The organism is Nocardia sp. TBRC8007 (assembly GCF_056629435.1).
Map to the genome: position 1 here is coordinate 26,656 of NZ_JBWSOR010000018.1, position 16,943 is coordinate 43,598.

Consider the following 16,943-nt stretch of genomic DNA (forward strand, 5'->3'; position numbering starts at 1 on the left):
ATCGTGGGTGAAATCGATGCGGCGACCCTGCGTGCCGCGTTCGACGATGTTGTCGCACGGCATGAGACGTTGCGCACGATATATCCGGTCGACGCGGCCGGAATCGGCCATCAGGTGATCCTGCCTTCGGACGCCACGGGGGTGCGCTTGGCGGTCGAAGCGCTCGGCGATAGTCCGCTGGATGACCGGATCGCCGAATTCCTCGGTGCGGGTTTCGATGTCACCACCGAGGTACCAATGCGTGCGGTGTTGTTGCGTGAGCATCGAACCAGCCATGTGCTGGTCGCGGTCGTGCACCACATCGCGGCGGACGGCTACTCGATGGGCCCGCTGCTGCGGGATCTGCTGGCTGCCTATCTCGCCCGCACACTCGATACCAGCCCGCACTGGCCCGAGCTCCCGGCACAGTATGCCGACTATGCCCTGTGGCAGACCGCCGATCTGGAAACATCTAGCGCACAGCAGCTCTCGTACTGGACCGAGACGCTGCGCGCACTGCCCGACGATCTCGAACTGCCCACCGACCGCCCCCGCCCCGCCGTCGCGAGCAAACGCGGCGCGAGTGTACGGGCCAGGATCGGTAGCCCGGTCGCGCTCCAGGTGCGCGAACTCGCGGCGCGGTGCGATGCGACATCGTTCATGGTGATGCACGCGGCGCTTACGGTTTTGCTGTCCCGGCTGACGGGCGCCGATGACATCCCGATCGGTACTCCAGTGGCCGGACGCGGTGCGGCGGCATTGGATGAGCTGGTCGGTATGTTCGTCAACACCGTGGTACTGCGTACCCGTCCGGATCAGGACCGTTCTTTCCTCGATCTGCTCGAGCAGACCAAGGCGGTCGACCTCGCCGCGTTCGGGCACGCGAGCGTGCCGTTCGACCGGGTGGTCGACGAACTCGGTGTCGAGCGTTCGCAGGCCAGGCATCCGCTGTTCACCGTGGCGCTGAGCTACCTGAACGTCGGCGCAGGTGCCGTCACCGTGCCCGGACTCGAGCTCACTGCGGTCGAATTCGACGAGCCGGTGGCCCGGTTCGATCTGCAATTCACCGTGGCTGCCGAACCGGACGCCGACGGACACCTGGCGGTCGAACTGGACTACGCCACCGATCTGTTCGACGCGGACACCGCCGCGGCCTTGCTGCGCCGCTTCGGCAGACTGCTCGGCTCCCTCACCGCAGCGCCCGAGCTGCCGATCGCCGCGGTCGATATGCTGGCGCCCGCCGAACGCGCCGAGGTGCTCGACCACCGGGGCGGCGCGCCGGTACCGCCCAGCACGCTGGCCGAGATGATGGCCGCGGCGGTGGCCTTCGATCCCAGTGCGGTCGCACTCATCGAGGATGCGCGGCAGCTGAATTATCTGGAGCTGGACGCGCAGTCGTCCCGCCTGGCGCGCATGCTCATCGGATACGGTCTCGGCGCCGAGGATGTCGTGGCGGTGGCGGTGCCGCGGTCGATCGATTCCATGCTCGCGGTCTGGGCAGTGGCCAAAACCGGCGCCGCGTTCGTTCCGGTCGATCCGACCTACCCGGCCGAGCGCATTACGCATATGCTCTCGGACTCCGGCGCGGCGCTAGGCGTGACGATCACCGCTTGCCATGCCGCATTGCCCGGCGCGGTCGACTGGCTGGTGCTGGATGCACCTGCCACCGTCGACCGGATGCGCAGGCACAGCGCGGCTGGGCTGAGCGCCACCGAACTGATCCGTCCCGTGCGGGTGGGCAATCCGGCATGGATGATCTACACTTCCGGCTCGACCGGAACCCCTAAAGGGGTTCTCGCCACCCATGGTGGCCTCGCCGGGGTGGCCCGCGCCCAGCGGGATCGGTACCAGGTCACCGCGGCCGCCCGCGTCCTGCACGTGGCCTCGCCTAGTTTCGACGCGTCCATGCTAGAGCTGCTGTTGGCTCTGTCGGCGGGCGCGGCGATGGTGATCGCGCCCGCGGGTAGCTACGGCGGCGCCGAGCTCACCGCGCTGATCCGCGATCAGCGGGTGACGCACGCGTTCCTCACCCCCGCAGTGCTGTCGACACTGGACCCGGCCGAGCTGGGTTGTCTGCGTCAGCTCACCGTCGGCGGCGAATCCTATGGTCAGGACACCGTGCGGCGTTGGGCGAGTGGGCGATCGTTCTACAACACCTATGGCCCGACCGAGACCACCATCATCACCACGATCAGCGCGGCGCTACGGTCGGAGGACCCACTCGAGCTGGGCACGCCGATCCACGGTATGTCAGCGGTAGTGCTGGATAGCAGGCTGCGGCCGGTGCCGGTCGGCGTTACCGGTGAGCTGTACCTGCGTGGTCCCGGCCTGGCCAGGGGATACCATGCGCGAGCCGGGCTTTCGGCTTCTCGCTTCGTCGCCGATCCCTACGGTTCAGCGGGTGGACGGCTGTACCGGACCGGCGATCTGGTGCGCTGGACTCGTTCCGGTGCCATGCGGTACGTGGGACGTTCCGATTATCAGGTGAAGGTGCGGGGACTGCGCATCGAGCTCGGTGAGATCGATGCCGTGCTCGCGGCGCACGAGGCGGTGGATGTCGCGGTCACCGTGGGCCATACCGATTCCTCGGGTGTGGTCTGTCTGGTCGCCTATGTCGTCGCGACGCCGGGTCGGACGATCGACATCGCCGCCTTGCTCGCTCATGCCGCCCGCTCGCTCGCGGCGTACATGCTGCCGAGCAGCGTGTTGGTGCTCGACGAGCTGCCCCTGACACCGGTCGGCAAGTTGGATCGCAAGGCATTGCCGCGGCCCGAGCTGCGTGCCGCGCCATTCCGTGCGCCGCGCACCGCGGTCGAGCAGGTGGTGGCGCAGACCATTGCCGAGGTACTCAGCCTCGACGGTGCGGTGAGCTTGGACGACGACTTCTTCGCCCGCGGCGGCAATTCATTGACCGCGACCCAGCTATCCGCCCGGCTCGCGGACCGGCTCGAAGTCGGCGTCGGTGTCCGTCTGGTGTTCGAGCACCCCTCTGTCGCCGCCTTGGCCCAGGCCTTGGAGACCGCTTCTGGGGAAGGTTCGCGTCCCGCGCTGGTCCGGCGGCCTGACACCGGTCCGGCACCGCTTTCGCTCGCCCAGCAGCGCATGTGGTTCCTCAACCGGCTCGATCGGCAGTCCACCGCCTACAACATCCCGCTGGCGGTGCGCCTGATCGGCGAGCTGGATGTGGCCGCGCTCAACGCCGCGATCGGGGACGTTGTCGCCCGCCACGATGTGTTGCGCACTGTGTACCCACAGCACGAGTCCGGACCAATGCAGGTTGTGCTGCCCGCCGCGACGAATACACCGGTACTGGTGCCCATCACCGTTCCCGTCGATGACCTCGGCGCGGCGGTCGCCGACTTCGTCGGTGGTGGTTTCGATGTCACCGAGACCATCCCGGTGCGCGCCAGGCTGTTCGCCCCGGTCGACGATCACGCCGACGCCGATAAGGCGACCACGGATACCGAGCACGTGCTCGTGGTGGTCGTGCACCATATCGCCGCGGACGGCTCGTCGCTGCTGCCACTGGCCCGTGATGTCATGATCGCTTACGCCGCGCGTAAACAGCACACCGAGCCGGACTGGTCCCCACTGCCGGTGCAGTACACCGACTTCAGCCTGTGGCAGCGCGAAATGCTCGGCGCGGAGGACGATCCCGACTCGCTGTTGTCGCGCCAGATGCGGTTCTGGAACGCCGCGTTGGCGGATCTGCCCGCACAGCTGACCGTGCCCACCGATCGCCCCCGTCCTGCGATTGCCTCCACCAGGGGCAGGCACGTCGATTTCACGATCGACGCGGCGGTTCAAGCCCAGCTGATCGAACTCGGCCGAGCGTCGGGGGCGACCCTGTTCATGGTGATGCATGCCGCGTTCGCGGTGCTACTCGCCCGCTTGTCCGGTACAGGGGACATCGCGGTGGGCACTCCGGTCGCCGGGCGTGGGGCACCCGAACTCGACGAGGTGGTCGGCATGTTCGTCAATACCCTGGTGTTGCGTGCGCAGGTCGAGGCGGGCGCCGGATTCGCCGACCTGCTCGGGCAGGTCCGCGACACCGATGTCGCGGCCTTCGCGCATGCCGATGTGCCCTTCGAGCGGTTGGTCGAGGTGCTCAATCCGGAGCGCTCCACCGCGCGGCATCCGTTGTTCCAGATCGGCTTCTCCTTCCACAATCAGGCGGAGGCCGACTTCGCCCTGGACGGTTTGACCGTCACCGCGGCCGATTTCGAGTCCGAGGTCTCCCAGTTCGACTTGCACCTGGTCATCACCGACCGCTACGGCCCAGACGGGTCTCCTGCGGGCATGGCCGCCTCGATCACCTACGCCACGGCCCTGTTCGACGAGACCACAGTCGCGGGCTTCGCCACTCGCCTGCAGCGGCTGCTGCTCGAAGTCTGCGCGGCTCCTGAGCGGCCGGTCGGTGATCTCAGCTGGTTGGATCCGGTGGAGACCGAGCGCATGCTGATCACCTGGAACCGAGCCGAGCGCAGCTTCGTCCCGGCCACACTGTTGTCGGCTTTCGAGAAGCAGGTCGCCCGGACACCAGAGGCCATCGTGATTGTCGACGGCACCCGGATGGTGACCTACCGGGAGTTCGGCGCGCGAGTCAATCGCCTGGCTCGGGTACTCATCGGGCGCGGTATCGGCCCGGAGACGCGGGTAGCGCTGGCTATCGGCCGTAGTGTCGATTTGCTTGTCGCGATGTACGCGGTAGTGACGGCAGGCGGTGCCTACGTGCCGCTGGACCCGGCGCATCCACCGGAGCGCACCGCGCGGGTGTTGGCCGCCGCGAACCCGCACCTGGTGCTCACCTCGGCGCGGGCACGGATGTCGCCCGCGACGATAATGGAATACGGCGTGGTGCTGGATATCTCGACGGTAGATGACACCGGTGCCGACCGTCCGATACGAGACGAGGAGCGGATCGCGCCGCTGTCGCAGGCGAATGTCGCATACATCATCTTCACCTCCGGATCGACCGGCACTCCGAAGGGCGTGGCGGTGCCGCATGCCGCGATCGCGCATCAGCTGGACTGGATGCAAGCGGAATACGCGCTCGGCTCCGAGGACGCGATCGCGCTGATCACCTCCGCTGCCTTCGACTTGTCGGTGTGGGAGTATTGGTGGGCGCCGCGCACCGGAGCCAGGATCGTGCTCGCTCCCCAGGACGCGCAGCGCGATCCCGCTGGGCTGCTCGATCTGGTGCGCCGAGCAGCGGTGACCACGCTGACTCTGGTGCCGTCACTGCTGGCGATGCTGGCCGAAGCTTCCGGCGCACAACCGCTGCCCGCGTCGCTGCGCCGAATGCTGGTCATCGGTGAGGCGCTGCCCGCTGTGACGGTGCGGCGGATCGAGGCGCTCACCTCGGCCCGAATCGACAACCTCTATGGGCCGACCGAGGCCGCGGTGTCGGTGACCCGGTTCCGGACCAGTGCGAACAGTAAGCATGCGGTGACGCCGATCGGCACACCAGAATCCGGTAATCAGGTCTACGTGCTCGACGACCGGCTGCACCCCGTTCCCACAGGGGTGACCGGTGAGCTGTACCTGGGCGGTGCGCAGCTGGCCCGCGGCTATCATGACAAGGCCGAACTGACCGCGGAGCGGTTCGTCGCGAATCCGTTCGACGTCTCTGGCACGCGCTTGTACCGGACCGGCGATATGGTGCGCTGGGGTATCGATGGCAACCTCGAGTACGTCGAGCGGCGCGATTTCCAGGTGAAGGTGCGCGGCTACCGCATCGAACTCGCCGAGATCGAGCACGCGTTGCGCGCACGTCCCGAGGTGGCCGAGGCAATCGTCATCGCGTACGGCACCGGCGGCGACAATGCGGTACTGGCGGGCTATTTCACCGCGACGCAGCGGCTCGATCCGGGCGAACTGCGTGCCGCATTGGCGGATACCCTGCCGAGCTATATGGTTCCCGCGATACTGCGGCAGCTGGAATCGTTGCCGCTCACCGCGAATGGCAAGGTTGATCGGGCCGCGCTGCCGCGACCAGATCTTGGCGTGACAGAATTCCGCGCTCCCGATACCGAGCTGGAACATCAAGTGTGCGCGGTCTTTGCCGAGGCGCTCAGCGCTGAACGGATCGGCCTGGATGACAACTTCTTCGAACGCGGCGGCAATTCGTTGCTGGCCACCCGGCTGGCAAACGGACTGAGTACCGCACTCGGCGAACAGATCCCGGTGCTCTGGTTGTTCACCGCGCCGACACCGGCCCGCCTGCTCGCTCACCTGGAGCAACACCGGTCCGGCCGTGGCCGGGTCGATGCGGCCGCCGCGTTCGATGTGGTGCTGCCCCTGCGTACCGGCGGTGCGCGTGAGCCGTTGTTCTGCATCCATCCTGCCGGTGGCGTGGCCTGGTCGTTCGCGGGCCTCGCCGCCCATCTCGACCCCGATCGGGATGTGTACGGCATCCAGTCGCCGGTGTTGAGTGCCGAGATGGCCTTGCCCGATTCCATCGAGGCCTGGGCACGCCGGTATGTCCAGGAGATTCGTGCTGTGCAACCGGAGGGCCCGTACCACCTGCTGGGATGGTCGCTCGGCGGTGTGCTCGCTCACGCTGTAGCCGTGCAACTGCAGGAGCAGGGACAGCGGGTGGCGGTGCTGGCCATGATGGACAGCCCGCTTCGTGTCGCCGTGGCCCAGGATGTGGCAGCGCCGGTCGCCGATCTGCTCGGCGGATTGCTCGGCGAAGCGGCCGACGACGATGACGCCGAGCTGGATTTGTCCCAGCTCGCGCGCCGGATCGCGGCGCTGCCGGAGCCGTTCGCCTCGTTCGGCGCCGAACGCCTTGATCGGGTCTTGGCCGCGGGAGCCGGGTCGCTGGAGTTGATCACGCGGTACCGTCCGCGCCCGTACAAGGGCAATCTCGTGTATTTCACTGCCGCGCTCGACGACCCGACCGGCGCCACCGGCGCGGTGAGCTGGGCAGACGCGGTGGACGGCACCGTGCACAACCATGCGGTACATGCCTCGCACTGGCGGATGACCTCGCAGGACGCGCTGGCCAGGATCGGTCACGTCCTCGCCGAGGCATTGGCCGATGCCGACCAGTCCTAGATTCCCCCAACTCTGACTCGACCAGGAATGAGGAACTCGAATGAACAACCCGTTCGATGACAATGACGCCCAGTTCTATGTTCTGATCAACGAAGAGGGAGAACATTCGCTGTGGCCGGTCTTCGCCGCCGTTCCCGGCGGTTGGACTATCGCCCACGGAGCCGCTGACCGCACGTCGTGTCTGCGGTATGTACAGAGTCATTGGGTGGACATGCGCTCGAAGTCGCTCGTTGATGCAGTGCCGGACAAGGTGAACTGATCGTCTGCGTCCAATGCGTGCGACTTTCGTGCTGTACCGACTCGCAGTGCCGACGGGGATTTCGCATGGAGGAACGGCGTTGCGGTACAAGCAGGCCCATCAAGTGCCTGTCGACCTTCGCGACCTTTGCCCTCTCGCACTGTCGAGCTCCGGGTCCGTATCGCGGATGCGGACACAGGCGGTGCGGGTTCGGCGAGTGCCGGTACCCTACGCGGCCGTGTCCGCCGCCGCGACTACACCGGGACGCCATTTCCGGTTGTATCGGTTGTGGCTCTGCCGAGCTGTGTGGCGACGGTCCGAGGAGATGTCGGCCGTGCCACACAGTCCAGCGTTCGGGGCCTGCGCTCAAATCGTGATACCGAGTATGCCGGTGGGGCTGGTGGCGACCACGGTGGGGGTCGCTGTGCCGGTGATCGGCGCTGAAACTACCTGACTGGTGCCAGGGTTGGTGATGAATAGGGTGCTGCCGGAGGCGGTGATATCTGCAGGACCCAGCAGGCCGGTCACCAGAGGAGTCGCCGCGCCCCCGGTGACCGGTACCGTCGACACCTGAGTGGCTCCGCTCTCGCAGAGGTAGAGGAGATTGCCGACCCGGATGAGACCTGCGGCATTGATCAGACCGGATGCCAGCAGGGCTGGTGTGCCACCGGCCTGCGGCACCGAATACACATTGCCGGGGTTGATGACATCGGTGAAGAACAGCAGGCCGCCGTAGGTGTAGGGCAGTGCGTTGCTGGTGCCGTCCAGGGAGGTGACGGTGACCCCGACGGTACCGGTGCCTGGTGGGGCGATGGCGTTGATCTGGGTGTCGGAGATGATGGTGAAGGTGGTCGCTGTCGCCCCGAACCGTACGGTCAAGGGGCCGGTGAATCCGCTGCCGAAGATTTCCACTGTGTTGCCGCCGGATTCGGGACCGGAGATCGGGTTGAGCGCGGTGAGCACGGGTGGTGCCAGCAGCGCCGCCGCGATCGGGGCGAGCCCCGATTGGGTCGATATCCCGTCGGTGATGCCGAATATGATGCCGGTGGGGTTGGTGGCGACCACGGTAGGGGTGGCGGTGCCGGTGATCGGCGCCGATACCACCTGGTTGGTGCCCTGATTGGTGATGAACAGGGTACTGCCGGAGACGGTGATATCCGTAGGGGACGCTAGTCCGGTCACCAGCGGGGTCGGTGTGCCACCGGTTGTCGGTACCGTCGACACCCGAGCGGCCCCGACCTCGCAGATGTAGAGGAGGTTGCCGACCCGGACGAGACCTGCGGGAACGCTCAGTCCGGTCGCCAGCGGGGTCGGTGTGCCCCCGGTCTGCGGTACCGAATACACGTTGCCGGAAAGTGCGACGCCATCGGTGAAGAACAGTAGGCCTGCGCCGTTGTAGGTGTAGGGCAACGGATTGCTGGTGCCGTTGAGCAGGGCGGCGACGGTGACCTCGACGGTGCCGGTGCCTGGTGGGGCGATGGCGTTGATCTGGGTGTCGGAGATGATGGTGAAGGTGGTCGCTGTCGCCCCGAACCGTACGGCCAGCGGTCCGGCTCCGGCGAATCCGCTGCCGAGGATCTGTACGGTGTTGCCACCGGAAGTGGGGCCGGAGCTGGGGTTGAGCGAGGTGAGCACAGGCGCCATCGGGGGCCTCCTAAAGAATTAAAATCGTTGTTATGCAAAGCTTTTCGAGGTTATTGCATCTCCTCTGTATTCAGTAACTCACTGGCGGTGGCAGTTTCGCAATGAAACTATGGTGGCAGTTTCGCAACAATCCCGGTTCATGGCCTCGGATCTACGACCAGCTGGTTTCGGGAGGTAACAGTGGTTGCCCGGCAGTGGGTATCGGGGCACGGATGCGACATTCGGGATATTCGACTACAGGGCAGTTCTGTGCATACCGCCGGTGTGACATATCGTCGAGGATTGAAAGAGTATGATGCGCAAAAGGATTGACATCGCTGATGCGGATCGGATGAACTCGATTCGGCATCTGCGCCGGATCTGCATCCGACTGCTGCCGGGGCACGTACTCGAGGCTGTACGAACCCATCGGCTCGCCGGAAACCGACCGTGAGCAATGAGTCCCGGAGTCCGGCTCGAGTAGTGACGGGCAGTGCTACGCCATCCGATCTCGGTGAGGATTTCGGTCAGGACAGTCCCGGTCAGTTCGACCCACCGACCGGGGCGGAACGCGTTAGCCTGGCGGTTCTGTATTCATGGCAAGGCGGCTTCGCCGTAGCGCGCGATACGTTGTTCGATGTTCTGCGCGGTGCGGCGCACCTGCTCGCCCAGTGCGCGGATGGCGGGACCGTCTAGGGTGGCGAAGACAGTGGCCATCACCGCCATGGGCACTGTGGCATCGGGATTGTGGATCGGTGCGGATATCGTGGCGATGCTGTAGGCCGAGCCGTCAGCCAATTCGTCTTCCAGGACGTCGATAACGGAGAGCTCGGCGTAGGCGCGGGCAAGTTGTGTGGTGATCTCATCGACCTCGCCGTCGGCGCTGAGCGCGCGTAGTGCGGTGTAGACACGCACATACTGGGGGGTGAGCCGTTCCACGATGAAGCCGCGGTGGCGGATCTCGGTGAGCACGGCTGCCATGCGCTGCTGGAACCTGTGGCTAGGTGTTCCGATTGCCTGCAGCCACTCGTGCTGTGCATCAGCGCTCGACCAAGCGATGTAGTCGCGTCCGATCGGGGCTACGAACGGGGTGCGCATACCACGCTTGATCCTCGGCCCGCGTGGGCATTCGCCGACGGTATCGATGACTACCAGGGTCGCGCCCTCCCGACGAGCCAGCGAAACCTGAGTGTTGGTGGCGGTGGCCAGTTGCCGCAGATCGGCCCGATGCAGCTGGGCGCTATCCGGCCTGGCCAGTCTGGTCATGGCAGGCCCCCAGGTATAGCGGGCTGTCGCAGGATCTCTGATCACCCACTCGCGGGTAGCCAGTGTGGTCAGGATAGCGTGCCCCGTGGCCCGGCTGATGTCCAGGCTGCGGCAGATCTCGGCCAGAGAGAACTGTTTGGCCGGCTCGCGACCGAGCAGTTCCAGCACCGCGATCACCCGCTCGGTGGGCGCTGACGAGCCTTGACTCGGGGGCGGGGCCGGGGCTACCTTATTTGTCATATTATCGAACTTTATGTCGATATTTCGACATTAACAAGCGGTCGGTGGAGACGCTGATGAGTGAGGCAATGGCGGTGCGCGACCGGCACTGACTGCTTGGGATCGCATGACTGTCGAGATGATTGCGAGCTACACATGATCACACTGACCAGGTCCGGCCAGGGCACAACCGCGCCCGCCGTCGCCGAACAGCGTCGGGTGTCGGCGTTGACCTGGCGAGCCTTCGGCATATGGACTGCGATCTTCTGGGGCGCGACCGCAGTTTTCGCGATGCTCTTCTATGTGGGAGTCCTCGACTTCACCACAAGCACCAAAGCTTCGCTCTACGGCACCAGCATTTGGCTCAATGGGTGGTTCATCCCGTTGTTGCTACCGGGAGCCAAGCGGCGGCCACGGCGGGCGCTGTTGCACGAATGCCTGGTTTTATGGATGCTCTCCTATGTGCTGACGAATCTGCTTTGGGAGATTCCGTGGGTGGTCTTCTCCCCCATCGTTTTCCACGATCTGCACACGCTGAACGACATCGTCGCGCAGACCGAATGGATGCGGGAAAACGTCTTGCACATGTACTGGTGGGACCTCGCCTCGTTCGGCTCGGTCGACCTCAGGACAGTCAACCACAATTCGACTTTCTTCGCGCTGGAGATCTTCGCTTTCCTCAATCTCGCCGAGTCCCTGATCTTCTGGCGTCTGAACAAGAAACGCTCTCCGCTGCGCTATCTGATTCCGGTGCTCGGCGCCGGAATACCGGTCGCGGCTACCTTCATCTTCTCGTTCAGCGAGGTGTTCAACGGTTTCGAGAACTTGCCCGGCGGCGTTGCCGACACCCTCCTTGCGTTGGTATGGACGCAATACCAGTACGTGGTCTTCCCGATCGTCTTCGGGTACCTGGGCGGCAAACTCCTGTTAGAGGATTGGCGCTATACCAGGGTCGCGGCGACCGGGCTGCCGGACTCCGGTCAGGCCACCGCGTAGTACGAAGCTGGTTGCCTGTGCTGCTATGGCCACCGCGTCCATCGGATTGCGGCACCGGCAACGCAGGCGACCTTTATCACGTCGTGAACATGGGTCCGGCCGAGCTGTGCCCGATCGCGCGGTGACTGCCGTGCACTCGGCTACGACACGCGCGACATGCACCGGAGTGGCGCTGATACACCGCTCCGGTGGGCATAGCCTCAGACAATCTCCACTGAGTCCGAATCCACTCCGAGCTCGAGAAGGGGTCAGAATGTCACACAACACCGTGCCCACCAAGGACGGTTGTGAGCTGGCTTACCGCGATACCGGAGGACATGGCATTCCTTTGGTGCTCCTGCACGGCTGGTCTCAATCTCGAGCCGTCTTCGATCGGTTGATCGAGCAGCTACGCCCCGGCCGCCGGATCATCAGCTACGACATGCGTAACCACGGCCGATCCGGCCGCACCGACAACGGCGCCAGGATCAGCGCGCTCGCGGCAGACCTCGATCATCTGCTGCATCACCTCGGTATCGACCGCGCCGATCTGTTCGGGCATTCCATGGGCGCCTCGGTGCTCTGGTCCTATCTGGAACTGTTCGGCCCCGATCGGGCGCGCAGCCTGATCCTCGTCGACCAGCCCGCAGCCTGCGTCGCTCAACCCTGGCTGCGGCCGGCCGAAGCCGAACAGGCAGGCGTCCTCTTCGACTTCCCCGGTGCGGGCGCGTTCGCCGCTTCCCTGCTCACCGATACCGCGCCGCGCACCCGCCGTGAGTTTCTCGCCGACATGCTCACCGATCATATTTCCCCCGATGATTTCGAATGGCTCTACCAGCAGAACCTGCTGTTACCCATGCCGTGGGGCGCCCGTCTGCTCATCGAACACCTCATGCAGGACTGGCGTGACTTTCTGCCTCGGATCACCACACCCACCTTGGTCATCAGCGCCGAGGTCGGCAATATCGCCTCCGGCTCACAAACCTGGCTCGCATCGCGCATCCCCGGTGCCGAACTGCATGTCATCGCGGAAAGCGAAGGCGGTGCCCACTTCGCCTTCTATGAATCACCCCATCACTTCGCCACGATCCTCGACAACTTTCTCGACCGCGTGCCCGGATAGCAGCCCCACATCGCCGTTGTTCGCGCGCGCCGTATCGGCTGTGCTACAGGGTGCAAAGCCTCGGTCTCGGTCGATCCGCTCTCAGCGGGTGACTATTTCATCGGCAATTCGGGCCAGGGCATGATGTCGTCGATATGGTTCTCCAGCTGTGTCGCAATACTCAACGCAGCGGTTTTCGCCGTTTCGAACACATCCGGCGTGGCGGGACCCAGATCCTCTCCACTCGCGGTGACCTTGACCTCGAGGTTCCGCACGCGGAAGATCACCCGTGAGAACGCCCCGTTCGTGCCGAGTTGTGCGGCTGTTTCCTGGTGGGCGCTATCGCCGAGTAGCGGTACCGGCACCGCTTTAGGAGGCCGATAGAAAGCCTTTGTCGCAAGGGTAAATTCTACAGCTACATGTCGTTCCAGAAGAGCTGGGTCTCCAGCCGAGTAGCGAATGCGATACACTGTGCATTCGAGCTGGTTGACCTCGATATCCTGTATATTCTTCTCTTCGTCGAGATTTCCTGGAAGGTCCGGATTCAAGATATCTGCAAGGAATTCTCGAGTAGGCACTACGATCTGCTCGCGAATTGGCTGGCAATCTTTCGGCACTGCGCGATAGATCAGTTCCTGAGGTTGCTGGTCGACCGTCGTGGAGCAGCCGACGAGCACCGTCGCGACAGCTACTGTCACCGATATGCCGATAGGCTTGAAAATACTCTTGCAGGGTTCCCGAATGTACCGAATTTTTATGTTCACGACGGGGTTCCCCAGCTCGGTCCAGTAGGGTTGCGAGGTTGCCAGCCGGTGACGTCCAAGGCGTCGGTAGCGATCGCGGCGGGTACCGCGACCTCTCCGGCCCTGGTGATGATCGCGTCCATGGTTCCTGCCAGGTTGTTCTGGTACGTGATTATCGAATCCAGGACGTTTCCGGTCTCTTCCATGAACTGTCCCAGCGCCTGGAGGATGCTCGACGCTATGCTCCCGCCATCCAGTGTCAGCGTTTCCATGATTTCCTCGAGCAGGCCGCCTGCGAGTTCGGCAACGATGGCCGCGTACTTCGTGATGTGACCAATAGCGGTCGCGTAGTTCTGGGTCACCAATGCGCTGAATTTATTGATCTCGTCGGCGATCTCTTTGATGACCGCTCTCTGTTCTGGTGTCATCGTCAGAAGGTTGTCGAGATATTCGACAGCGGCGTCCTTCGCACTGCCATTCCATCGTGCGTTCACGGATGCCCGTGCGGTTGTCAGCCCGTTCCCGTCGTCGCTTCCGTCGATCGACTGCGTCAATTCCGACACTGCCTTCTGCCATGCCGCGAGGACAGTGGAAACCAGGTTCGGGTTTCCGAGCATCTTGCGGATCAGCTCGACCTGCTCTCGGACGGCTGTGTTGCCGACTTTCTCAGCGGTGGTGACGAGCGTGGCCGCTTGATTGTAGGGAAAGGTGAGTTCGGTCGCCAAGCCGAAGGGATTCTTGTCTGACGGAATCGCGTAGCCTTGTCGCGTCTTCGATCCCACGTCAGTAGCCTAATTGTGCGTCGATGAAGCCGAATTTACGATAGTACTCGGTGTCGACACTTTCGAAGTGAGTTGCACACGTTTCCATTCCCGAGGCCGCTGAGGCAATAGAATTCGAGCCAGAGATCAGTTTCCCGACCAGGGTATCCGATGCAGTGTTGAATTTTGTCACGATATCTGTGCCGAAGTATCCGAGTGCATCACCATCCATGGGAGCGTCCGAGATAGCCTTTTTTGCTTCATTCCAGTGCTCGGCTGCCTGTTTAACCTCCACCGCCTGTAATTTCAATGCCGCCGGACACACGCGAAAATCTGTATCAGCCAAAGTCTTTTCCCCTGTTCACATCTGAACCACGTACTGCTCTAGGTTGCGCTGCTGTGGAGTTCAGCGCTGCGATCAGGGCGGTCAGTACGTCGTTCTCGTTCGACTCGGATACCTCATAGGCCTCGAGCTGAATCGAGCGGAGAGCGCCGGTCCCGTCTACGGTGACAGTTCCATACTCGATACCGGTGTAGTGGTCGGTTACCGGCACCCGATGCCGCTGCGCGATTCGTCGCGCGGTGCGTGTTCCCGACCGGATATCGGTGATCAACTCGTCCCAGTCGCGATTCATCTCCTGGACAAGGTGATATAGCCGATCGAAGTCGGTCACGCCATCCTCCTTCCGGACGGACTCGTCGCACTGCCGGGGCCACGCAGGTCGTCCAACAGTTCGTACGCTTCGGGAAAGGCTTGGGCGAAGCGCCTGGTCATTTCCTCCGAGGCCTTCGAACGCGCGCGATCCACCGCTTGCACAATCGAGTCGCATACCTTGTCGAGATCGTCTGCGAGCGCCCACGCCGGCCGATTCCGGTCACCGAACCCTTGCGCCAGAGCGATATCGGTCACGGTGCCGGTGCCGGAGACCCACGCCGTGACCGCACCATCGTTCGACGTGGCCGTGAAGGACAGTTCTCCGCTGTCATTTTCGATTTTCGTCGTACGGCACAGCGCCACCGCGAGCTGCTCTTCGCTCTGCGCCTGCAGACGGCGCAACTCTTCGCGCGCATAGTCCATGGAGCCCCCCGGAGGTAGTCGATTCGCGTCAGCGATCATCGTCTTCGCTCGAGGCGGATGTCAACCCGAAACGCGGAGAGCTGCGAATTCCCGGCTGCCAGAATATGAGAAGGCGCAGTGTTCCGGGTGGCGACGGTGATCCGTCGATCGCACCGCCGTCGCCTGCCCGGTCGTCCTCACGCCAAGTCGGTCGCGATGATCTGTTCGATATTGCGTTCGGCGAGGGCCGCGATTGCCAGGAGGGGATTGACACCGATATTTCCCGGAATCAAGGAACCGTCCATAACGTAGAGGCCGGAGTATCCGTGCAGCCTTCCGTAATCATCGGTGGCCTGTCCGAGCACGCATCCGCCCAAGGGGTGATATACGAAGTCATCGCCCCAGATCTTGTAGACACCGAATAGATCGGTGCGGTAGATCGTGCCTGCTTTGGAATTGATGGCGTCGAAGACCCGTTTGGCCGCTTTGATCGATGGCTGGGTGTAGGACGATTGCCAAGAGAGATCCACCTTTCCGGTGGACGAGTTATAGGTGAACTCGGCGCGGTTGGGGTTGTCGGTGATTGCCAGATAGAGGTTGACGCCGTTCTCGGTACCGGTAGGGAACGGTGCGATTTCGGCGAATACCGGCCCTTGGGGATCGGCCCAATTGTCGATGCCCATGCACGGAATCGTCGACTGTAATGCGCCGGTGAGATGCCAACCGGCCCTGGCTACCATCACGTTGCCGTTATTGCCCCAGCCGGTGCCGACCGTACCGGCCAGATTCGGCAGTTCACCCTGCGCCTTCATCGTGACCAGCAGCTTGCTGGTGCCGACGCTGCCCGCCGCGAAGATCACTTTATCGGCGACCACGGTTTTGGTCGCCAGGGTATTGCCGAGGACGTCGCTTTGGGTGATGGCCACTGTGTAGCCGTTCGCGGCCGGTGTCACACTGGTGACCTCGTGCAATGGTGAGATGCTCAGCCTGCCGGTCGCCGCGGCCGCAGCGAGGTAGGTCTTGTCCAGAGAGCGCTTGCCATAGTTGTTGCCGTAGATCACCTCCCCGTTCAGCGCCGATCGGGGGACCTCTTTCGCCTGCTCGCGCCGCATGTAATCGAAGTCGTAGACATTGGGCACGAACGTGGTCGCGTAGCCTGCCTTTTCGGCGGTCTTACGACTGGCCCTGGCGTATTTGTAGCACTTCGCGGAGTCGAACCAGTTCTCGTCGACGTTGTTGACGCCGAGCGCGGCCTGCGCTCTGGGGAAATAGGTGGAGTACATCGTGGTGGCGTCGACCGAAGGTAGGATTTGTTGGAAGTAGTTCCGTTTCGGCAGTGGCGCCATGCCGCCGTTGACCAGTGAGCCGCCGCCGACACCGCGGCCTTGATATATCCGCGTTGCCGAGAATTCTTCCGAGTCGAGCACGCCTGCGCTACGTGGGCTGATGGACTTGTTGGCGTCGAACCCGAGAAAGTGGCTCACCGGTTGATCGGTCCTGTTCCGGAACCAATACGATCGTTGATCCGGCTTCAGCATGGTGCAGAAGACTTTTCCGTCCGATCCGGCCGTGGTCCAGCTCTGTCCCATCTCGACCATCGCTACCTGTTTGCCCGCCTGGCACAGCCGTAGCGCGGCGACCGAGCCGCCATAACCACTGCCGATAATCAAGATCGGCACATGATCGCCGTCGCCGATATTCGCGGCCATTGCTTTCGCGGTCCACATTGCCGGGCCGAGCGCAAGCGCGCCTCCCGCTATAGCGGTACTCGCCAGAAATTTGCGCCGTGTCATTCCCCGTCGAACGGCGGTGTTTGCCGAGGGATGTCGGTTGTGCATACTCAGAACCTTCCGATACGGAGGCGAAGACCTCGAATCGGAAGGAATGTAACAGGTTCTAGTTATGCTTCGAGGTGGAA

Annotated in this window: 12 protein-coding genes (1 of these 12 running past the window's edge); 4 read left to right on the top strand and 8 right to left on the bottom strand. The window is 63.7% G+C overall.

Annotated features, from left to right (window positions below; all coding sequences use genetic code 11):
* A protein-coding gene (locus ACX4ZE_RS15090) for a non-ribosomal peptide synthase/polyketide synthase (RefSeq protein ID WP_480274055.1) crosses the window boundary here: on the top strand, window positions 1-7,041 show its 3' end. It extends 18,357 nt beyond the left edge of the window; the window shows 7,041 of its 25,398 coding nt (coding positions 18,358-25,398); the start codon falls outside the window, past its left edge; it ends in the stop codon at window positions 7,039-7,041.
* Window positions 7,042-7,081: 40 nt separating this feature from the next.
* Window positions 7,082-7,300 carry an MbtH family protein gene (locus ACX4ZE_RS15095; protein ID WP_480274056.1) on the top strand — a complete coding sequence of 73 codons (219 nt, stop codon included), beginning with the start codon at window positions 7,082-7,084 and terminating at the stop codon, window positions 7,298-7,300.
* Window positions 7,301-7,645: 345 nt separating this feature from the next.
* Here the strand turns inward: ACX4ZE_RS15095 and ACX4ZE_RS15100 are convergent, their stop codons facing one another.
* Both ACX4ZE_RS15100 and ACX4ZE_RS15105 read right to left on the bottom strand, forming a co-directional pair.
* Window positions 7,646-8,923, bottom strand: a complete 1,278-nt coding sequence (locus ACX4ZE_RS15100) for an IPT/TIG domain-containing protein (protein ID WP_480274057.1) — start codon at window positions 8,921-8,923, stop codon at window positions 7,646-7,648.
* Between the two features lie 573 nt (window positions 8,924-9,496).
* Entirely contained in the window at window positions 9,497-10,408 is a 912-nt protein-coding gene (locus ACX4ZE_RS15105; RefSeq protein ID WP_480274058.1) for a helix-turn-helix domain-containing protein, read from the bottom strand.
* A 135-nt stretch (window positions 10,409-10,543) separates the two neighbouring features.
* On the opposite strand from ACX4ZE_RS15105, the gene ACX4ZE_RS15110 reads away from it, so the two are divergent.
* Window positions 10,544-11,383, top strand: a complete 840-nt coding sequence (locus ACX4ZE_RS15110; protein WP_480274059.1) for a hypothetical protein — start codon at window positions 10,544-10,546, stop codon at window positions 11,381-11,383.
* A gap of 253 nt (window positions 11,384-11,636) precedes the next feature.
* Window positions 11,637-12,485, top strand: coding sequence for an alpha/beta fold hydrolase (locus ACX4ZE_RS15115; protein WP_480274060.1), 849 nt, complete (start codon window positions 11,637-11,639; stop codon window positions 12,483-12,485).
* A 92-nt stretch (window positions 12,486-12,577) separates the two neighbouring features.
* On the opposite strand, the gene ACX4ZE_RS15120 is transcribed toward ACX4ZE_RS15115, so the two are convergent.
* From ACX4ZE_RS15120 to ACX4ZE_RS15145, 6 genes are all read right to left on the bottom strand, one after another.
* The gene (locus tag ACX4ZE_RS15120; protein ID WP_480274061.1) at window positions 12,578-13,228 is read right to left on the bottom strand and encodes a hypothetical protein; all 651 of its coding nucleotides are present in this window, start codon (window positions 13,226-13,228) and stop codon (window positions 12,578-12,580) included.
* Window positions 13,225-13,989 (bottom strand): hypothetical protein, encoded by a 765-nt coding sequence (locus ACX4ZE_RS15125; protein ID WP_480274062.1) that lies wholly within the window; start codon window positions 13,987-13,989, stop codon window positions 13,225-13,227. Before ACX4ZE_RS15125 ends, ACX4ZE_RS15120 begins: the two co-directional genes overlap by 4 nt.
* Before the next feature lies 1 nt (window position 13,990).
* Window positions 13,991-14,314, bottom strand: coding sequence for a hypothetical protein (locus ACX4ZE_RS15130; RefSeq protein ID WP_480274063.1), 324 nt, complete (start codon window positions 14,312-14,314; stop codon window positions 13,991-13,993).
* Window positions 14,307-14,642, bottom strand: coding sequence for a hypothetical protein (locus tag ACX4ZE_RS15135; protein WP_480274064.1), 336 nt, complete (start codon window positions 14,640-14,642; stop codon window positions 14,307-14,309). The genes ACX4ZE_RS15130 and ACX4ZE_RS15135 overlap by 8 nt, the downstream gene beginning before the upstream one ends.
* Window positions 14,639-15,085, bottom strand: a complete 447-nt coding sequence (locus ACX4ZE_RS15140; protein ID WP_480274065.1) for a YbaB/EbfC family nucleoid-associated protein — start codon at window positions 15,083-15,085, stop codon at window positions 14,639-14,641. Before ACX4ZE_RS15140 ends, ACX4ZE_RS15135 begins: the two co-directional genes overlap by 4 nt.
* A gap of 137 nt (window positions 15,086-15,222) precedes the next feature.
* Entirely contained in the window at window positions 15,223-16,818 is a 1,596-nt protein-coding gene (locus ACX4ZE_RS15145) for a GMC oxidoreductase (protein WP_480274066.1), read from the bottom strand.
* Window positions 16,819-16,943 lie beyond the last annotated feature (125 nt).

What these genes read in the sequence shown, in the direction of transcription:
- ACX4ZE_RS15115 (WP_480274060.1), top strand. Translation starts at nt 11,637, where the DNA reads ATGTCACACAACACCGTGCCCACCAAGGACGGTTGTGAGCTGGCTTAC.
- ACX4ZE_RS15105 (WP_480274058.1), bottom strand. Translation starts at nt 10,408, where the DNA reads ATGACAAATAAGGTAGCCCCGGCCCCGCCCCCGAGTCAAGGCTCGTCA.
- ACX4ZE_RS15100 (WP_480274057.1), bottom strand. Translation starts at nt 8,923, where the DNA reads ATGGCGCCTGTGCTCACCTCGCTCAACCCCAGCTCCGGCCCCACTTCC.
- ACX4ZE_RS15095 (WP_480274056.1), top strand. Translation starts at nt 7,082, where the DNA reads ATGAACAACCCGTTCGATGACAATGACGCCCAGTTCTATGTTCTGATC.
- ACX4ZE_RS15145 (WP_480274066.1), bottom strand. Translation starts at nt 16,818, where the DNA reads ATGACACGGCGCAAATTTCTGGCGAGTACCGCTATAGCGGGAGGCGCG.
- ACX4ZE_RS15110 (WP_480274059.1), top strand. Translation starts at nt 10,544, where the DNA reads ATGATCACACTGACCAGGTCCGGCCAGGGCACAACCGCGCCCGCCGTC.
- ACX4ZE_RS15140 (WP_480274065.1), bottom strand. Translation starts at nt 15,085, where the DNA reads ATGATCGCTGACGCGAATCGACTACCTCCGGGGGGCTCCATGGACTAT.